This is a genomic window from Terriglobus sp. YAF25 (assembly GCF_052113305.1).
Lineage (GTDB): Bacteria > Acidobacteriota > Terriglobia > Terriglobales > Acidobacteriaceae > Terriglobus.
The window spans coordinates 1-15,646 of the sequence record NZ_JBFRCY010000038.1 but is presented as its reverse complement, the minus strand read 5'-3'; the positions used below and the strand labels follow the sequence as shown (position 1 = coordinate 15,646).

Here is a 15,646-nt window from a genome sequence, read left to right as displayed (position 1 = left end):
GTGTAGGGTTTCGCATCTATGGGCGTTTTCCGCAATGAAAACGCCACAGCACCGCTCTTCCGGAATACTGCGGGAACCGCGAAATGGATCGTGACCGATCGCGGGCAACCATAACGTTGCTCTTGCCATCAGATCGTACTGGGACTAATGGCTTTATCTCCAAAAATGATTGAAATGCTGCGCGCCGCCATGACACAAGTGGAGGGCCAAGCGGGCTTAACCTCCGATGATCCCGCACTTCTTGAGTTCAAGCGTTCGGTCATGCTCAATGTCGCGGCCTTGGAGAACGCAGGGGCAGAGGAGATCGCCTCTTCCAGGACTGCGGATGTGTCAAACGTGAGCGCTTCCCCATCCAATAACGCGGCGTAGAGCCTTCTGCGTCCAATAGGGCATTTTTCGCAATGAAAACGCCGCTGCACCCTCTTCGGGATATCCAGCATAGGGAAAATGCTCTAACATCTGCCGTTCTGCCACAGCCCCTTGCGGCAGGTCAGTGCTGCGCACCGTCCTCGGAGCGCTTTCCTGGATTCACTGTACTTTCACAATCACTCCATACGCAGCGCGCGTATCGGATCGGTGTTGGATGCCATCCGGGCCGGAATCACGCTGGCGACGAAGGCGCTTAGGATCAGCGCCGCGGATGCGAGCAGGAAGATCGCCGGATCATACCCGCTGACCTGGTAGAGCTGGGATTGCAGATAGTGTCCGCTCAGGAATGCAATCGGAGCGCCCAACAGTAGGCCGGCTGCGGTTTGCAGTAGAGCTCCACGCAAGATCATGCTCATCACCTGGCTGCGGTCTGCGCCCAAAGCGATGCGAAGACCGATCTCCGGGATTCTGCGCGCGACGGCATAGGCGGTGACTCCGTAGAGACCAACCGACGCCAGCAGCAACGCCAGTCCGCCAAAGATAGCCGTCAGCCGGACGACCAGTTGTCTCTGCGTAAAGGAGTTGCTTATCTGATCCTGATAGGTCGTGATACGTGTGACCGGAATTCCCGGGTCGACCTGTTCGATGGCGTGACGCATGGCCACCGCCGCCGCTGCGGAGTCTCCCTCATACCGGACGATGATGTTCGCGGCGAAGTGTTTGAACTCTGCCGCTTTATTCGACTGGTCAATGATCGCCGCGGTATATGGCTCGTTATTGAAGGTCGTAATTTGTGACATCGGAATGAAGTACATGGGCTGGGGGCCTCTCGACGGATCGCCATACTTGGCGTCGTCGACTACGCCGACAATCTCATATTCCTGGGCCATATCCACGCCTGGACCGAAGTGCATGCCGAGCGCCGGCGCGTCCTGCAGTACCTGATGGACGAACTCGCGATTCACAATCGCCACATGCCTGCTGCCGGGATTGTCATGCTCTGTGAACGTCCTGCCCTGCAGCAGCGGAGTCCCTATCGCGCTGAAATATCGAGGGCTATTCAGGCTATAACCGGCGCTTACCGTACGCTCAGGATGCGGCCCGGCGGCGTTTACTCCCGTTGCCCATCCCATGAATGTCATCGGGCCGTAGGTCGCATAGGCCATATCGTGCAAGGCTGGCGCAGCCGCGAACGTTTGTTCGAGGTGGCGATAGAGCCCTTCGAGCCGCGGATAGGTGTATCCGGCGGCCGGCAGGTCAATGAATGCAATCAGCCGACCCGTGGTTTCGAAGCGGAGATCCTGATGTTCAAGGCGCTGCAGGCTGCGGAGGAACAGGCCCGCGATGCTGAGCAGCGCCACCGAGAGCGCCGTCTGCAGAATCACGAGCGCCCGCTGCAGACCACCCGAGTTTCCGGTGGCGCGGTTGGCTGCACGAAGTGCATCAGCGGGATCCGCATTCGAGGCGATGAAGGCCGGCGCGATGCCGAACAGGATGCCGGTCATCGTCGACGCAACGATAGAGAAAGCCAGCACCGGCAGCGAAGGCAGCGGAGAAAGCGGCATAATCGTCACGCCGCGCATCGCCAGCGCCAGCATTCCCTTCACGCCGAGATAGGCGACGCCAATTCCCATCACTCCTCCCATCAGGGCAAGGAGCATTGCCTCGATCAGCATCTCCCGCACCAGGCGCACACGCGAGGCGCCCAGGGCGGCGCGGACACTCAGCTCCTGCCTGCGGGCCACACCGCGCACCAGCATCAGGTTGGCCAGATTCGCACAGGCAATCAACAGCACGAAGGCCGCGGTCCACTGCAGCATCAGCAGGCTCGTCTCATAACTGTCGCGTAGCTCGTTAATGCCGTCAGCTGCCGGAGCAAGCTCTGTCGACTCCCGCGCGATCTCCGCGAGCGTATGACCTGAACGGACATCAGGATTGGACATCAACCATGCGGTCAGGCCGCTGCGGACGGCACTCTCCACGATAGGCACATTCTTCTTCTCGGGAATGCGCAGCATAATCCGCAACCATTGGCCATTCGGTGCTTTGTAGAGCTTTCGCGTGGGGTTGAAGATGGGCTCCTGCGCCAGCGGAATCCAGACTCCGGGCGGATCACTCATATTCCGCTCGCCAAGAAAGTCTTTCTGCGCGATGCCGACGATGGTGACCGGATGTCCGGTCATGATTACGGTGTCTCCCACAATGCCTGGATCGCTATGGAACTTCGACTTCCAGATCGCATAGCTGATGACGGCGACAATGGGAGCGCCTTCGCGGTCATCGTCTGCGGTCAGCATCCTTCCCGCATAGGGGTTCACTCCGAGAACCTCGAAGTAGTTGCCCGCAACATGCCTTATGTCGAGCGGTTGGGCGTAAGTGTCGCCCTGGCGATGTGCACTCACTCTAGCAGCGCCCGCCTGCATGGCCGTCATGTCGGCCATGCCTCCGACGCGTTCGCGGATGGTCCGGTAGATGTCGTACGAGAAGATGCTCCAGTGGCAAGGAAGAGGCCATCCATCCAATCCGGAAAGCAGCGTGTTTGCCAAAGCCGCCGGCATACAGCGGTTGACGACGTGTCCGCTATCGAAAACAGGTGTCCGATAGTGAACACCCTGCATCCGCCCGCAGGTTATAGCTCTCGCGCTTCTCACTGTGCGAAATCAACTGGTGAAACCATATACCGAGACGTAGAATTGCGCGACGTGAAACAAAGCGCTCCCAAATCGGTTGACGAGTACATTGCCGCGCAACCCGAAGCGATTCGGCCGAAGCTTGAGCAGGTACGCAGCACAATCCGGGCGACGGTGCCGGAAGCTGTGGAGGGCATAGGGTATGGCATGCCCGGATACAAGCTACATGGAAAGCCTATGCTTTACTTCGCCGGCTTCAAGGCGCACTACTCCCTGTTCGCCGCGTCGGGAACCTTCTTTGCGGCAATCGGAGAGGAGCTCAAAGGCTATGAACTGCGAAAAGGAACGATTCATTTCCCTCTCGACCAGCCGGTCCCGGTAAAACTCATCCGCCGGATCGCCAAACTGCGTGCGGATGGAATCGCCGCCGCAATCAAAAAATCGCCCGCCGAGGGAAAGAAGCTCAAGTCGGCATCCGTCAGGAATTGAAAGTCTGCTCGGCAGGCGCAAGCGCGAGAAGCGCCACGCCGATAAGGATGAGAACAGCCACACCGATCAGCTCACCACGTGCGACCATGTGGCGCATCGCCTGGGTGCCCATCAGCACAGCGTGTACCAGGCTTGACCAGGCCGTGAACGCAATCAGGCTGCGATGTGCGGAAGGATTACGAGCCGCGATCAGCAGGAAGACACCAAGAGTGACGTAGAGGGACAGCATCATTGAGAGCGCTGCTTCCTCCCGTATGAAGATCACCATGGGATAGGCCAGCGCCATGAAGATGATTCCGACGACGATCAGCACGACCTTGAGAGCCTTCATGCCTGTCAGTTGCCGCTCACGGCGGCTTCCAGTGTGGGGATATCCAGCTTGATCATCCCCATCATTGCTTCCATCCCTTTGGGGTGGCTGATCAGCTCGCTGATATGGCGCGGAACGATCTGCCAGCACAGCCCGAAGCGATCCGTAAGCCAGCCGCAGGCCATGGTTTTCCCGCCACCTTCCAGTAATTTATCCCAGTAGATATCGATCTCCTGCTGAGTCTCGCAGCGGACGAAGAACGAGATCGCCGGCGTGAGCTGGTACGCGGGACCGCCGTTTAGAAAGACCATCTCCTGTCCTTCGAGCTCGATCGTGATGGTGGCAGTCTTCCCCTCGGGCCAGGGGCCCACTCCTTTCGAACGCACTTCGTCGATCTTGCGCGCGTGGGGAAAAACACTCAGATAAAACGCGGCTGCTTCTTCAGCGTTGTCATTGAACCAGAGGAAAGGCGCAACTTTGTTCATTGCAGGCATATTAGAGCATTTTCCCTGTTGCTGGATATCCTAGAAGGGGGCGCAGCAGCGTTTCATTGCGGAAAACGCCCATAGATACGGTAGCCCTACTCTACATCTACAGCGAAGTCTGCTCTAGCAGACACGATACAACCTCTGGCAAGCCGATTTGATGACACGATAAACTCTGAAATCGCCACTTCTCCTATGGACATTGCAAAGGAGTGGTGATATTCCTTTGGCATACCCAAAGGAGCGCTCCGAGATGGCCGTGGACAAATCAGAAGTTCTTCAGGGAACCCTGGATCTTATGATCCTCAAGACCCTGCACGCCCTGGGCCCTCTACATGGCTTCGGTATTGCTCGGCGTATCGAGCAACTAAGCGACGACGTCCTAACGTTGAATGAAGGAACCGTCTACACATCACTGCTGCGGCTGCAGCAGAAGAGCTGGATCGCCAGCGAATGGGGCGTCTCGGAAAATAACCGCCGCGCCCGCTTCTACCGGATCACCAAACGAGGACTCAAGCAGCTCGCCATTGAGACCGAGAACTGGGAGAGGATCTCTGGCGTTATCGGCCGCGTGCTCGCGCTTGAGACAAAGGTCGAGCCATGATGGACCGCCTGCTCATCTTCGTTGCGAAGCTCAAGGCGCTCTTCCTGCGGTCATCTGACGATGCTGCCTTCGACAAAGAAGTGGAAGCTCATCTTGAGATGCTGGCCGAGCACTACCGAAGCCAGGGAATGGACGCGGCAGAAGCAAAGCTGGCTGCGCGGCGACAGTTCGGGAACGTAACCCTGCTCACTCAGAAGAGAAAGGAAGCGAGAACAACCATGTTCTTCTCCAACGTTGCGCGTGATCTGCGATATGGCGTGCGTCAGCTTATCAAGACGCCCGTGTTTACACTCGTCTGCGTCCTGACCCTGGCACTTGGTGTTGGGGCGAACACGGCCGTATTCAGCGTGATGCACGCCGTGCTGATGAAGATGTTGCCCGTGCACGATGCTTCCCGGGTTGTTTACATACACACGACTGGCTTTCCTACGGGAGCTCATAACACCGGCGACGAGGCTACGTCCTTCTCTTACGCCACCTACCGCGAGCTTCGCGAGCACAGCGGTCTGCAGGAAGTCATCGGCTATATCCCCATGTCCTCAAGCGGCAAGGCGCCGGTGCGCGTTGGAACCATTCCCGAGGAAGCCGCCGGCGACATGGTGAGTGGGAACTACTTCAGCGGTTTAGGCGTCGGTGTCGAACTGGGCCGCGGATTCCTACAGAAGGATGAAGACGACCATGCGGCCGTCACTGTCATCAGCGAGCAGTTCTGGGCATCACACTATGCGCACAGTCCGGACGTGCTTGGAAAGACGCTCTTCATCAAATCGAAACCCTTCACCATAGTGGGCGTTGCGGCAAAGGGATTCGAAGGCACCGAAGGCCGTATCCCGCTGGACTTCTGGATTCCACTCCAGAGCGATCCGGAGTTCAACGCGTGGGGTAATCCTGCGAACGACGGAATCTATCTCACGATTCCGAACCTCTGGTGCATGCGCCTGATGGCGCGCATGCCGGAAGGCGTTACTCAGGAGCAGGCGCTTRCCAAGGCTCAGGGCATCTTCCAGCAAGCGGCTTATCTTGGCATCGCGCAAAAACGCGCCGGAGAAAGAATCCCGCAGCTCTCGTTCCTCCCTGCTAAGCAGTTCGATGAACAGGACGAGTCCTTTGCCCGCTCCCTCAAAACATTGATGGCGATGGTCGGCCTGGTTCTGTTGATCGCCATCTGCAACATCGTGATGCTGTTGATGGCGCGCAATGCCAATCGCCAACGGGAGTTCAGCATTCGCCTGGCCATCGGCGCGGGCCGTAAGGAGATTGCGCGGCAACTGCTGACTGAAAGCTTCTTGCTGGTTACGCTCGGCGGTATTGCCGCCTGGATCTTCGCTTTGGGAGCGACACGCGCACTCGGCGCCTGGGCGCGCATCGACTCCAATCTACAACCAGACTCGGCCGTGCTCTGGTTCACCTTAGCTCTGCTGATCGTTTCGGCTCTGGTCTTCGGCCTTGCGCCTCTTCGCAATGCCATCTCCTCTGGGCCGGAGATGGCATTGCGGAGCTCCGCGACTGCCTCACAAATAACTACCCGTAGCGTGCGCACGGGCAACATCGTGATCGTCATGCAGGTCGCGATGTGCGTCGTGCTGCTGGTAGGAGCAGCGCTGTTGTTGGGAACGCTGCGCAACCTGATGAATATTCCTCTCGGCCAGAAGCCGGAAGGGGTGCTCGTCTTCGGTGTTCGTCCGCAGCACATTCCATCAAAAGAGGAGAGTATCGCCTTCTTCGTCGATCTGCAGCAGAGGCTGCGGGCGATGCCTGGAGTCGAAGCCGTCTCCTTCGCCGCCAATCGACCGGGATCGGGCTGGTCCAGCAACAACGGAGGTGTCCGCATCGACGGCCATAAACCGAATGGGGTTGAACCGGAAGAGGCTAACTACAGACATAACACCGTTGGGAGTGACTACTTCCGCACGATGGGAGTCCCGGTGCTGCAGGGCAGAGACTTCTCCGATGCCGACTCTGCTACTGCCCCCCAGACCGTTATCGTGAACGAGACTTTTGCAAAGAAGTATCTCGGCACCGTGAATGCGGTGGGCCATGTCCTGACCAACTCAAAGGGATTGCGGCCAAAACTGATCGTCGGCGTGGTGAAAGACCACAAATATACCGGCATCACCGAAAAGGCCAGGCCCATGAACTGGACCGTGTTCATGCAAGGCGACCGCGAAAACCAGCTTGACGTCGAGATGCGCGTGCAAGGTGACCCGCTGGCGATGATCCCCACCGTACGCAGGTTCATCCAGCAGATTGACCCGGATATGGCGCTGCTCGATCCCATGGTGGAGAGCGAAGTCTTCCGGCAGTCCATCTCGCAGCAGATCATGTTTGCCCGGCTCGCCGGCTGTTTTGGTGTGCTTGCTGTTGTGTTGATCGCTACCGGCCTCTACGGAACGCTTTCGTACCGGGTAAGCAGGCGCAATGCGGAGATAGGTGTCCGGATGGCGCTCGGTGCACAGCGCAAACAGATCGTGTGGATGGTCCTGCGCGGAAGCCTGTTGCTTACGGCAGTCGGTGTCGCTGCGGGAATTCCGGCTGCGATCGCAGCCTCCAAAGGAATCGAGAGCTCGCTGTACGGAGTCAAAGCCCTGGACGTCGCCAGCTACCTCTTTGCGATCGCTGGGGTGACCATCGTTGCGCTGGCTGCCAGTGGCCTGCCCGCAGGCCGTGCCGGTAGTGTTGATCCTTCCACCGCTCTTCGTGCGGACTAGCTCCCGTTGGCTTGGGCAGGACTCGCTTCGGATAAGCAAATTGTCCTATGAAGCGCTTTTCTCCGATGTTGCATACTTGCAGGGTTGCGATTTTGACCTGATGAGGTTGCCCCCGTATGCGAGCGAAGTGGATGTGTCTGTCGTTGCTTGGTGTTCTTTCTGTCATCGCGCAAGCCCAGGGAACGGTTCCGGTATTTCAGTACACGACAGGTAACCAGACCTTTACGCTTGCCGGCGGCGATCCCGCGAAGGCAACAACGACGCGCATTCCTGTCACTTTGGTGCCGCTGAAGCTCAGCTTCCCCAGCAGCCGCCCTGGTCTGCAGCCGCGTGTACTCGACGCCACCGCGGATCTCCCCTCGATCACCGCCTCGCCCATCTTTCAGAGCTTTGCTTTTCCCGCAGGCGGTGACACGCAGTACACCGATGCCCTGCTGCGGAGCACCGTCGGAGGCACACCTGCCGGACACACACTGTTGGAAAAGCCAGTCGTAAAGGCCATCTCGATCGAGATCCCCGCCGGCCATGGCTACGTATTGTCTTCGAAGAAGGACGGCGGCAGAGTTGCCGTCGTCGACATGCAGTATGTGCAGCACGAGCTCTTCAAGCAGCTTCCGAAGCAGGATGGCCGCCTGGTGCTGGCCGTGACCCACAACGTGACCTTCTTTGCAGAGGCGGATGACACCATCTGCTGCGCGACCGGGACACATGGTGTCGATAAGACAACTGGAACCTCGTTCGTTCTTGGCTCCTACTTTGCGAAGACACCTGCCATCGTGCGCGAGCGCGATATCCAGCCGCTGACACAGCAGCTTGCGGAGTTCTTCAATGACCCGCTGCACGATCCCTTGACGCAGGGCAACAAGCCGACCGGTAATGTTGTGCAGACGGGCTGGACCATGGCGACAGGCGCCTGCGGAGGCCGCGGGATCGGTTCAGCGTACTTTCTACTGCAGCCGACGAACACCAATCACAAGAACAACTTTCCATACGCTGAACCGTTCGCCGCGAAGCAATACCATCTGAGCAATGTCGCGCTAGTTCCTTGGTACACAGGTGGAAGCGGGACCTATAGCTTTCCCGACAAGAACGCTCTGCCGGCTCCGGCGAAGCCATGCGGCGCGCGACGTCCGGATAACTCCACCGGCGGAAACGTACCCACTACCGCTGCGATACCGAACGATCATCCCGGTACGCACCGGCTGATCGGCTACTGGAATGGATCGCGCGATTTCAAACTGACCGAGGTTGCCCCGCAGTGGGACATCATCATCGAGGCATTCGCCGTGCCGGACCACTCGGCTCCGGAGGGCACGCTGCGGTTCGCGCCGCCGAATGGCTACACGCCGGAACAGTTACAGGCCGATATCGCCCAGATGAAGTCGAAGGGCAAGAAGGTGATGATCTCGCTGGGTGGCGGCGGCCAGTTCTTCTCGATGGAAAAGCCCGAGAGTGTAACCACCTTTGTGGATGCGGTTTCGAAGATCGTCTCGCAGTATGGCTTCGATGGTGTAGATATCGACTTCGAGACGCCATCGCTGGATATCGATGCCAATGACCATGACTTCCGGCATCCCACCACGCCTTCGATCGTCCATCTGATCGAAGGTCTGCGGCAGTTGCACGATAAGTTTGGATCTGGGTTCATGATCAGTCTCGTGCCCGAGGGCACGCAGATACCGGCCGCAGCCGTTGTCTATGGCGGCCAGTTCGGCAGCTATCTGCCGCTGGCCTATGGGCTGCGCGACATCCTGTCATTCGTCGATGTGCAGGACTACAACACGCCTCCGCTGCAAGGCCTTGATGGCGAGATCTATCAAGCCGCAACAACCGACTATCACGCCATGATGACGGAGCTGGTGCTGCATGGCTTTCCTGTAGCTGGAAACCCGAACCTGATGTTTCCTCCGATTCCGGCGGACAAAGTGGCCGTGGGCTTTCTGACCGGATATGAAGAACCTGCAACGATGCGTGCGGGAGTCGAGTATCTGCTTACCGGCAAGAAACCCGCGGATGCAACCTACAAGCTGGTACATCCGGCAGGCTATCCAGGTCTGCTGGGAGCGATGTATTGGACGATCGATGCGGACCGGCGCGAGAACTATAAATACTCAAACGTGCTGGGACCGCTTCTGCATACCGCTACCGAAAAATGATGAATGGTGAAGCTGGTTTCTCGATGTTCGAGGGCTTAATCGATCGCTTTGCGTAGCGGGCGCAGGTTCCCATGATGCTCAGCCCTCTACTACCGAAGAGATCGTTTCCAGACCAGGTATCGGTATAGGTCCTAACCCTTCCGTCAGGAATATAGAGCGGGCCTTCAGCCCTTTGAGGCGTTCTGGGATCGTGAACCTGGGGCGATGCCCCAGGCTGGTATAGGACGCGCCTTCAGCGCTCGAGACTATGGCGCCTTTTTTTGCTTTGCCATTACGAAGCGCGCTGCTCTCGCCCGCAATTAACTCCCCATCGTCAAAACAGCACGGAACCGCACTTTGCCACTGTGCATCTGTTCATATGCAGCCGCGACGTCGCTCAACGGATATTTCTCAATCATCGGATGAACATCGCTCAAGGCACTGAACTTCAGCGTGTCCTGCGAATCGCGGCCGGTGCCGGAGTACCAGCCGGATACCTGGCGGCGTCCCATAATCAACGGAAATACGCTCATGCTCAATGGATCGTTCGGGGCAGCCGGGACGAGAAGATTTCCATTGATGCCCAGCCCGTCCACCACCGAAGAGATCGCTTTCGCACTTGGAGCGGTTGCCAGAATAATGCGCGCTCCGCCGAGCTTCTGCAGCTCTGCAACCGTATCCGAAACATCAGAGTCGATATAGTGATGTGCGCCCAGCTTCTTCGCGAGTGCTTCCTTGTCTTTGCCCCGGCCCAGCGCCACGGTCTCAAAGCCCATCCTGCGTGCGTACTGGACGCCCAGATGCCCAAGCCCGCCAATGCCCTGCACCGCGACCACATCGCCGGCGCGTGCGCCGGCATTGCGTAAGGCGTTGAAGACCGTCACACCCGCACACATGAACGGGCCAGCCTCTTCCGCCGGGAGCCCGTCGGGAATCGCGGCCAGCGACTCCACCGGTGCAACCATGTATTCTCCATAACCGCCATCGAAGTCGATGCCCGTGATCTTGCGGTTGGCGCACATGGTGAAATCACCCCGCCGGCATTGGTCGCAGGAGAAGTCGTGTCCACCGTGCCAGCCGACACCGACGCGATCCCCAACCTTCCAGGTCGTAACGCGATCACCAACAGCATCAATACGGCCGGCGACCTCGTGCCCCGGTACGCGGGGATACTGCAGCCCGGGCCAGGCCCCGTCCTTCACCATGACATCGCTGTGGCAGACGCCGCAGGCCTCGACCTTCACTCGGACCTGCCCTGCGCCTGGCTGCGGAATCTCACGCTCTACAAGCTCAAAATCCCCACCCGGCTTACTGATTTGCGCAACCTTCATCGTCTTTGCCACGGACATGCTCCTTGTATGTTTGCGAATCGCCTGGAACCGCAGAATAGCCTAACAGCATGGTTTGATGCCGGGCAGACAAACGTGGCGTCAACTTTCCCATCACTCCAAAGAACCTTTATCGAAGCTTCACGAAAACACCTTTGTTCGCCATGCGTGCTTTGTGACAGAATGGCGGCTCTCTGTTTTTCTGCTCGGCTTCATCCCTCTGCGGTTGTGCCCATGGGATGCAGTACCATCACGTTGTCATAGGAGATGATTGACCATGAGTACAACCCCAGCACCCGTCACCCCTGAACGCCTCATGCAGTTTGGGTGGGGATACGCCCCTACGCTTGCGATCGAAGCCGCCATTCATCATCGCGTCTTCGACGTTCTCGATAGCGGACCCAAAACCCTCGCCGAAACCGCTGCCGCCACCGGCGCCTCGGAGCGCGGACTGCGCAGCATCATGAATGTCCTCGTAGGTCTGGACTTCCTGGCGCGCAGCGGTGACAAGTACACGCTCACGCCAGAGAGCGAAGCCTTTCTCGTGAGCACCAAGCCGAGCTTCCAGGGCGGCATGTTCAAACACATCAGCCGGCAGCTTCTGCCGAAGTGGCTGGGGCTGAATGAAGTGGTCGCCACCGGCAAGCCGGCGCGCTCCGTAAATTCGGAGGGCGATGGCACCGCCTTCTTTCAGGCCTTCGTGCATGACATCTTCCCGATGAGCTATCCGGCGACGCAGGTGCTGGCCGGTCATCTCGCTCTGGAGCAGCGTGAGGGCACGGTGCGCATACTCGACCTGGCCGCAGGCTCCGGCGTATGGAGCATTGGACTAACGCAGAGCGCGCCGAACGTGGAAGCAACAGCCTTCGACTGGGAGGGTGTGCTGCCCGCCACACGGGCCATGGTAGAGCGCTTCGGCCTCACCGCACGCTACAACTTTATTGCCGGCGATCTGAACACGACACCCTTCGGCAGCGGCTACGACGTTGCCACGCTGGGCCACATCCTGCACAGCGAGGGCGCGGCTCACAGCCAGGCGCTGCTGAAGAAGGCCTTCGATGCCCTGAGGCCGGGCGGCACCCTCGTCATTGCCGAGTTCCTGGTCAACGCCGATCGCACCGGACCTCCGGGGCCGCTGATCTTTGCCGTCAACATGCTGGTCAACACAGAGGACGGCGACGCCTTCTCTTTCGAAGAGATCAGCGAGTGGCTCACGGCAGCAGGCTTCGTCGATGCCCGCCTGCTCGATGCCCCCGGACCGTCGCCGCTGATCCTGGCGACGAAGCCTTAGTCACGGTCGTGCAATACTAGCGCTTCACTGCAGGCAGCCGTTGCAACGGCTGCCTGCACTCTCTTCACTTTGGAGTTCTGATGAAGCGTTCCTTCTTTGTCGCCGTATTGCTCGTGCTTGCCTGTGCTGCATCCGCGCAGGTCACTACCTCGCGGGAGCGCATTCTCTTCTACACCGGCGACTGGCATGGCGAGCGTTTTCCCGACGGCCGGCCAAAGCTGCCCGACGCACTGCTCTCTCGCGCGCTGGACGTCACCGTTGAAGATGTGTGGGACTTCCTGCAGGGGCATGGTTACAAGAGTCAGTTTGACGGTGGCTGGCAGTCTCTGCACGCCGACCGTCCTTTCGCYGGACGCGCACTGACCGCGCAATACATGCCATCGCGGCCGGACATGGTTGCTGCCATCAAAGCTGAAGGCAAGGCTGAGGGGCGCGTCGGCGACACCAATAGCTGGCCCATCAAGCAGCTTGAGCAGGGCGATGTGTATGTCGCCGACGGCTTCGGCAAGATCATCGAGGGCACACTGATTGGCTCGAACCTTGGCAGCGGCATTGCGGCCCACACCCACGGCGGATTCGTCTTCGATGCCGGCATCCGCGACCAGGAGGAGAACCGCGAGATTACGGGATTGAACGGCGTCTATCGCGGCTATGATCCATCGGCCTGGGCGCAGATGACGCTCACCGCGATCAATGCTCCCCTGCGCATCGGCAGAGCCGTGGTGCTTCCCGGAGACCTGGTGCTGGCGCGCGCGGACGGTGTTGTCTTTGTTCCCGCACAGCTTGCAGAAGAGGCCATCAGCAGCGCCGAGTTCACCAAACTGAAGGATGAGTTCAACTTCGAGCAGAACGCGAAGGGCTCCAACGGCGGCCAGTTTGAAGGTGGCTGGACGGAAGCGAAGTACCAGGCCTTCCGCACGTGGGTGAAAGATCATCCGGAGAAACTGAAGATGTCACAGGAGGAGTTTCAAAAGCTTCTCTCGGCGGCGAGACATGATTAGGAGTATCGATGAAATTCGAGAGTTCAAGCCGGGCACCGCAGTCAAGACAGACACCGGGATAAGCGCTGAAGGCGCGCTCTATTCCTGCTCCATCACTTATTGCTGCGGTTCTGCCTGAGGCTGAGGCGTATCTTTACTCTCATTCTTCTTCGAATGATGGAACGGCTTCGCCACGGCTCTTCCGGTGCCTTTCGCAATCTTGCCTGTTCCCTTCACCGTGCCTACACCAACATCCTTACCGGCTTCGCCGGCGCCTTTGCCCACATTCTCAGCCGCGCCGATCGGGTGCAGCGTCACCAAGTCACCGGCGCCTTTGCCAACACCCTCGGCGGCGTGGCCTGCGCCCTTACCTGCGCCTTTGCCGATGTCGCCGCTACCGCTACCAACGTCACCACCTGCACTTCGTTGATGAGGCTGAGACTGCGATGGCTGGGGTGGCGGAGTCTGCGACGGAGTAGAGTTCTGCCCCATGACAGCAAGCCCGAACACCAGCGGCRCCACCGACAGGAATACGACAGGAGTTCTCATAGCAAACCCTCCTCCGGAATTGAGATGCATTTGCTACGAATCTGGCTGCACAGAACCGACTCTCTGCACACCTCGCGGGAAGTGACACAAAGTAAAGGTCTAAACTGAGCATTCGTAGAGGGGGTATCGAATGGCAAGGATTCGAGGCTATGTGGAGGCATTGATTGCCGAACTCAGAGCGCTCGATGACGGTGACGTGTGGATGCTTGGAGGAGGGCGGTTGCAGGCGGCCTTTCTCGAGCGCGGCGCATTGGACGACATCGAGATCTATGTGATGCCGGAGATCATCGGCGGAGGCGTACCGTTATTTCCGGCCACAGGCCTGCGGCTCTCGCCCAAACTGATCGAGACCAAAGCTCTGGATAAAGGTTGCGTCTACCTGCGCTACAACTTTTCCTGACCATGTAGTTCGTGTGCGACTGGCGATATCGTGTAGTGGCAGATTCGTTTGTGCTCTGTCAGGGATTACGGGGTTCCCGCCCACCCTCGCGGAGTTAGGGTGGGTTAGGAATACCCATAACCTCAAACGACCGAAGAAAGCTCATCCCGCAGGATCTGCCTCTTCCAGAACCGCGGCAAAAGTTCCAGCGCACGTACGCGCTGCTGCGTTTCCGGGTCCGCATCTTCAACCAGGCTGTATCGCCAGATATCCGCCACGCTGATCCGTTCCGGCGCTCGGCTCACAACCGTGATTGCATCGCCTACGGCCAGTGTGCCTTCCTGCACAACCGATGCATACCAGCCAGGGAAGCCCTGGCGCACGAACAGCGCAACCATATCCGGCCGCTGAAACTTGATCTGCAGTTTGTAACAGGGGCTTCTCGGCTGCAGCACCTGGAGCAACGTACTTCCAATCTGAATCACGTCGCCGATACAAAGCTCAGCCTCTGAAAACCCCTCGGATGTAATGTTCTCCCCAAATGCCCCGGGAGCGAGCGGCCCTGTACCCAGCAGCTTTTCCCAATCCGCATAGTGTTCATGCGGATAGAAGTACACGGCTTTCTGTCAGATGCCCCATGATCATTGACATCGCCGTCCGCGCTGTGACACCGTACCGGTAGCGCGCTCTGGGGCGCCTCCTGTCCGCGGCAAGGGAGAGTACTCCCACCCACTTTCAACCTGTGTTTCTGCAAGGACCTTTCATCCGGCCCTGAGCTCAGCGGACCTGGGCAATCACGGAAGGAAGGTACTATGTCCCGCCAGATCACGCCCGCTACCTCACTCGACAACCTGCGCCGCGAAGCCAAACGATGGCTTGCCGCCCTGCGTGCACAGGACTCCGCCGCGCTCGAACGCTTCACCCACGCTCATCCCAAACAAACCGGAACGATCGTCCTGCGCGATGTGCAGCATGCGCTTGCCCGCGAGTTCGACTTTGCGGGCTGGAGCGAGTTGAAGCTTGCTATTCAGGAGACGGCAAAGTCCCGGACACTTTCCATGCATCAACAGGCCGCAGTGGATTTTGTCGCTGCCTACAAAGGCGACGCCGAAGCCCTGGAACGCCTGAACCGCTACTATCACCGCGAGTTCACTCTGGCCGACCTTAAGGCAGAAATTTGGCGGCGCGATTACGCGTTTCGTCAGCGTGCCTGGAAACGCGCCGATGGGAAGGAAGGCGATAACGAATTCCCCATCGAAGAAGCGCAGCTTCTACTGGCGCAGGATGCAGGCTTCGGCAGTTGGGAGAAACTGATCGGCGCCGTCAACACAGGCCAGTCTCCGCAGGGGGCGCCGTACGCGATCGATACCAAAGACAACAGGATCGGAC

At 58.9% G+C, this 15,646-nt stretch carries 15 protein-coding genes; 9 read left to right on the top strand and 6 right to left on the bottom strand.

From position 1 onward, the window contains the following. Nucleotides 1-147: 147 nt before the first annotated feature. Nucleotides 148-369 carry a hypothetical protein gene (locus tag AB4043_RS02635; RefSeq protein ID WP_442302997.1) on the top strand — a complete coding sequence of 74 codons (222 nt, stop codon included), beginning with the start codon at nucleotides 148-150 and terminating at the stop codon, nucleotides 367-369. 176 nt (nucleotides 370-545) lie between these two features. Here AB4043_RS02635 and AB4043_RS02630 read toward each other — a convergent pair whose 3' ends face one another. After that, the gene (locus tag AB4043_RS02630) at nucleotides 546-2,987 is read right to left on the bottom strand and encodes an ABC transporter permease (protein ID WP_442306449.1); all 2,442 of its coding nucleotides are present in this window, start codon (nucleotides 2,985-2,987) and stop codon (nucleotides 546-548) included. Between AB4043_RS02630 and AB4043_RS02625 the strand changes: the two genes are divergently transcribed. Next, nucleotides 2,973-3,488, top strand: a complete 516-nt coding sequence (locus tag AB4043_RS02625; RefSeq protein ID WP_442302995.1) for an iron chaperone — start codon at nucleotides 2,973-2,975, stop codon at nucleotides 3,486-3,488. The two genes, AB4043_RS02630 and AB4043_RS02625, sit on opposite strands and share 15 nt — an antisense overlap. Here AB4043_RS02625 and AB4043_RS02620 read toward each other — a convergent pair. Beyond that, nucleotides 3,478-3,819 carry a DUF6632 domain-containing protein gene (locus AB4043_RS02620; protein WP_442302994.1) on the bottom strand — a complete coding sequence of 114 codons (342 nt, stop codon included), beginning with the start codon at nucleotides 3,817-3,819 and terminating at the stop codon, nucleotides 3,478-3,480. The genes AB4043_RS02625 and AB4043_RS02620 overlap by 11 nt on opposite strands. A gap of 5 nt (nucleotides 3,820-3,824) precedes the next feature. Beyond that, nucleotides 3,825-4,292 (bottom strand): VOC family protein, encoded by a 468-nt coding sequence (locus AB4043_RS02615; RefSeq protein WP_442302993.1) that lies wholly within the window; start codon nucleotides 4,290-4,292, stop codon nucleotides 3,825-3,827. 244 nt (nucleotides 4,293-4,536) lie between these two features. Here AB4043_RS02615 and AB4043_RS02610 point away from each other — a divergent pair, with 244 nt between their 5' ends. The 3 genes from AB4043_RS02610 (at nucleotide 4,537) to AB4043_RS02600 (ending at nucleotide 9,751) form a co-directional block, all read left to right on the top strand. After that, nucleotides 4,537-4,887, top strand: a complete 351-nt coding sequence (locus AB4043_RS02610) for a PadR family transcriptional regulator (RefSeq protein WP_442303007.1) — start codon at nucleotides 4,537-4,539, stop codon at nucleotides 4,885-4,887. Beyond that, complete coding sequence (locus AB4043_RS02605) at nucleotides 4,884-7,595, top strand: ADOP family duplicated permease (RefSeq protein ID WP_442306448.1); 2,712 nt, start codon at nucleotides 4,884-4,886, stop codon at nucleotides 7,593-7,595. The genes AB4043_RS02610 and AB4043_RS02605 overlap by 4 nt, the downstream gene beginning before the upstream one ends. A gap of 116 nt (nucleotides 7,596-7,711) precedes the next feature. Further along, a complete protein-coding gene (locus AB4043_RS02600; RefSeq protein WP_442302991.1) occupies nucleotides 7,712-9,751 on the top strand; it encodes a glycosyl hydrolase family 18 protein in 2,040 nt (679 codons plus the stop codon). A gap of 299 nt (nucleotides 9,752-10,050) precedes the next feature. Here AB4043_RS02600 and AB4043_RS02595 read toward each other — a convergent pair whose 3' ends face one another. Then, nucleotides 10,051-11,073: an alcohol dehydrogenase gene (locus AB4043_RS02595; protein ID WP_442302990.1), complete on the bottom strand. Its 1,023-nt coding sequence runs from the start codon at nucleotides 11,071-11,073 to the stop codon at nucleotides 10,051-10,053. Between the two features lie 262 nt (nucleotides 11,074-11,335). On the opposite strand from AB4043_RS02595, the gene AB4043_RS02590 reads away from it, so the two are divergent. Next, entirely contained in the window at nucleotides 11,336-12,349 is a 1,014-nt protein-coding gene (locus AB4043_RS02590; RefSeq protein WP_442302989.1) for a methyltransferase, read from the top strand. Nucleotides 12,350-12,429: 80 nt separating this feature from the next. Beyond that, nucleotides 12,430-13,350: an RraA family protein gene (locus tag AB4043_RS02585; RefSeq protein WP_442302988.1), complete on the top strand. Its 921-nt coding sequence runs from the start codon at nucleotides 12,430-12,432 to the stop codon at nucleotides 13,348-13,350. A gap of 96 nt (nucleotides 13,351-13,446) precedes the next feature. On the opposite strand, the gene AB4043_RS02580 is transcribed toward AB4043_RS02585, so the two are convergent. Next, nucleotides 13,447-13,878, bottom strand: a complete 432-nt coding sequence (locus AB4043_RS02580; protein ID WP_442306447.1) for a hypothetical protein — start codon at nucleotides 13,876-13,878, stop codon at nucleotides 13,447-13,449. 130 nt (nucleotides 13,879-14,008) lie between these two features. Here AB4043_RS02580 and AB4043_RS02575 point away from each other — a divergent pair, with 130 nt between their 5' ends. Next, a complete protein-coding gene (locus AB4043_RS02575; protein WP_442306446.1) occupies nucleotides 14,009-14,278 on the top strand; it encodes a dihydrofolate reductase family protein in 270 nt (89 codons plus the stop codon). A 122-nt stretch (nucleotides 14,279-14,400) separates the two neighbouring features. Here AB4043_RS02575 and AB4043_RS02570 read toward each other — a convergent pair whose 3' ends face one another. Then, nucleotides 14,401-14,874: an MOSC domain-containing protein gene (locus tag AB4043_RS02570; protein ID WP_442306445.1), complete on the bottom strand. Its 474-nt coding sequence runs from the start codon at nucleotides 14,872-14,874 to the stop codon at nucleotides 14,401-14,403. A gap of 195 nt (nucleotides 14,875-15,069) precedes the next feature. Between AB4043_RS02570 and AB4043_RS02565 the strand changes: the two genes are divergently transcribed. Further along, a partial coding sequence (locus tag AB4043_RS02565) for a hypothetical protein (RefSeq protein WP_442306444.1) occupies nucleotides 15,070-15,646 on the top strand: 577 nt, incomplete at its 3' end.

Bases quoted from the DNA above. Each gene is read 5' to 3' on its own strand.
- AB4043_RS02590 (WP_442302989.1), top strand. From the start codon at position 11,336: ATGAGTACAACCCCAGCACCCGTCACCCCTGAACGCCTCATGCAGTTT.
- AB4043_RS02635 (WP_442302997.1), top strand. From the start codon at position 148: ATGGCTTTATCTCCAAAAATGATTGAAATGCTGCGCGCCGCCATGACA.
- AB4043_RS02600 (WP_442302991.1), top strand. From the start codon at position 7,712: ATGCGAGCGAAGTGGATGTGTCTGTCGTTGCTTGGTGTTCTTTCTGTC.
- AB4043_RS02615 (WP_442302993.1), bottom strand. From the start codon at position 4,292: ATGCCTGCAATGAACAAAGTTGCGCCTTTCCTCTGGTTCAATGACAAC.
- AB4043_RS02575 (WP_442306446.1), top strand. From the start codon at position 14,009: ATGGCAAGGATTCGAGGCTATGTGGAGGCATTGATTGCCGAACTCAGA.
- AB4043_RS02620 (WP_442302994.1), bottom strand. From the start codon at position 3,819: ATGAAGGCTCTCAAGGTCGTGCTGATCGTCGTCGGAATCATCTTCATG.
- AB4043_RS02610 (WP_442303007.1), top strand. From the start codon at position 4,537: ATGGCCGTGGACAAATCAGAAGTTCTTCAGGGAACCCTGGATCTTATG.
- AB4043_RS02630 (WP_442306449.1), bottom strand. From the start codon at position 2,987: ATGCAGGGTGTTCACTATCGGACACCTGTTTTCGATAGCGGACACGTC.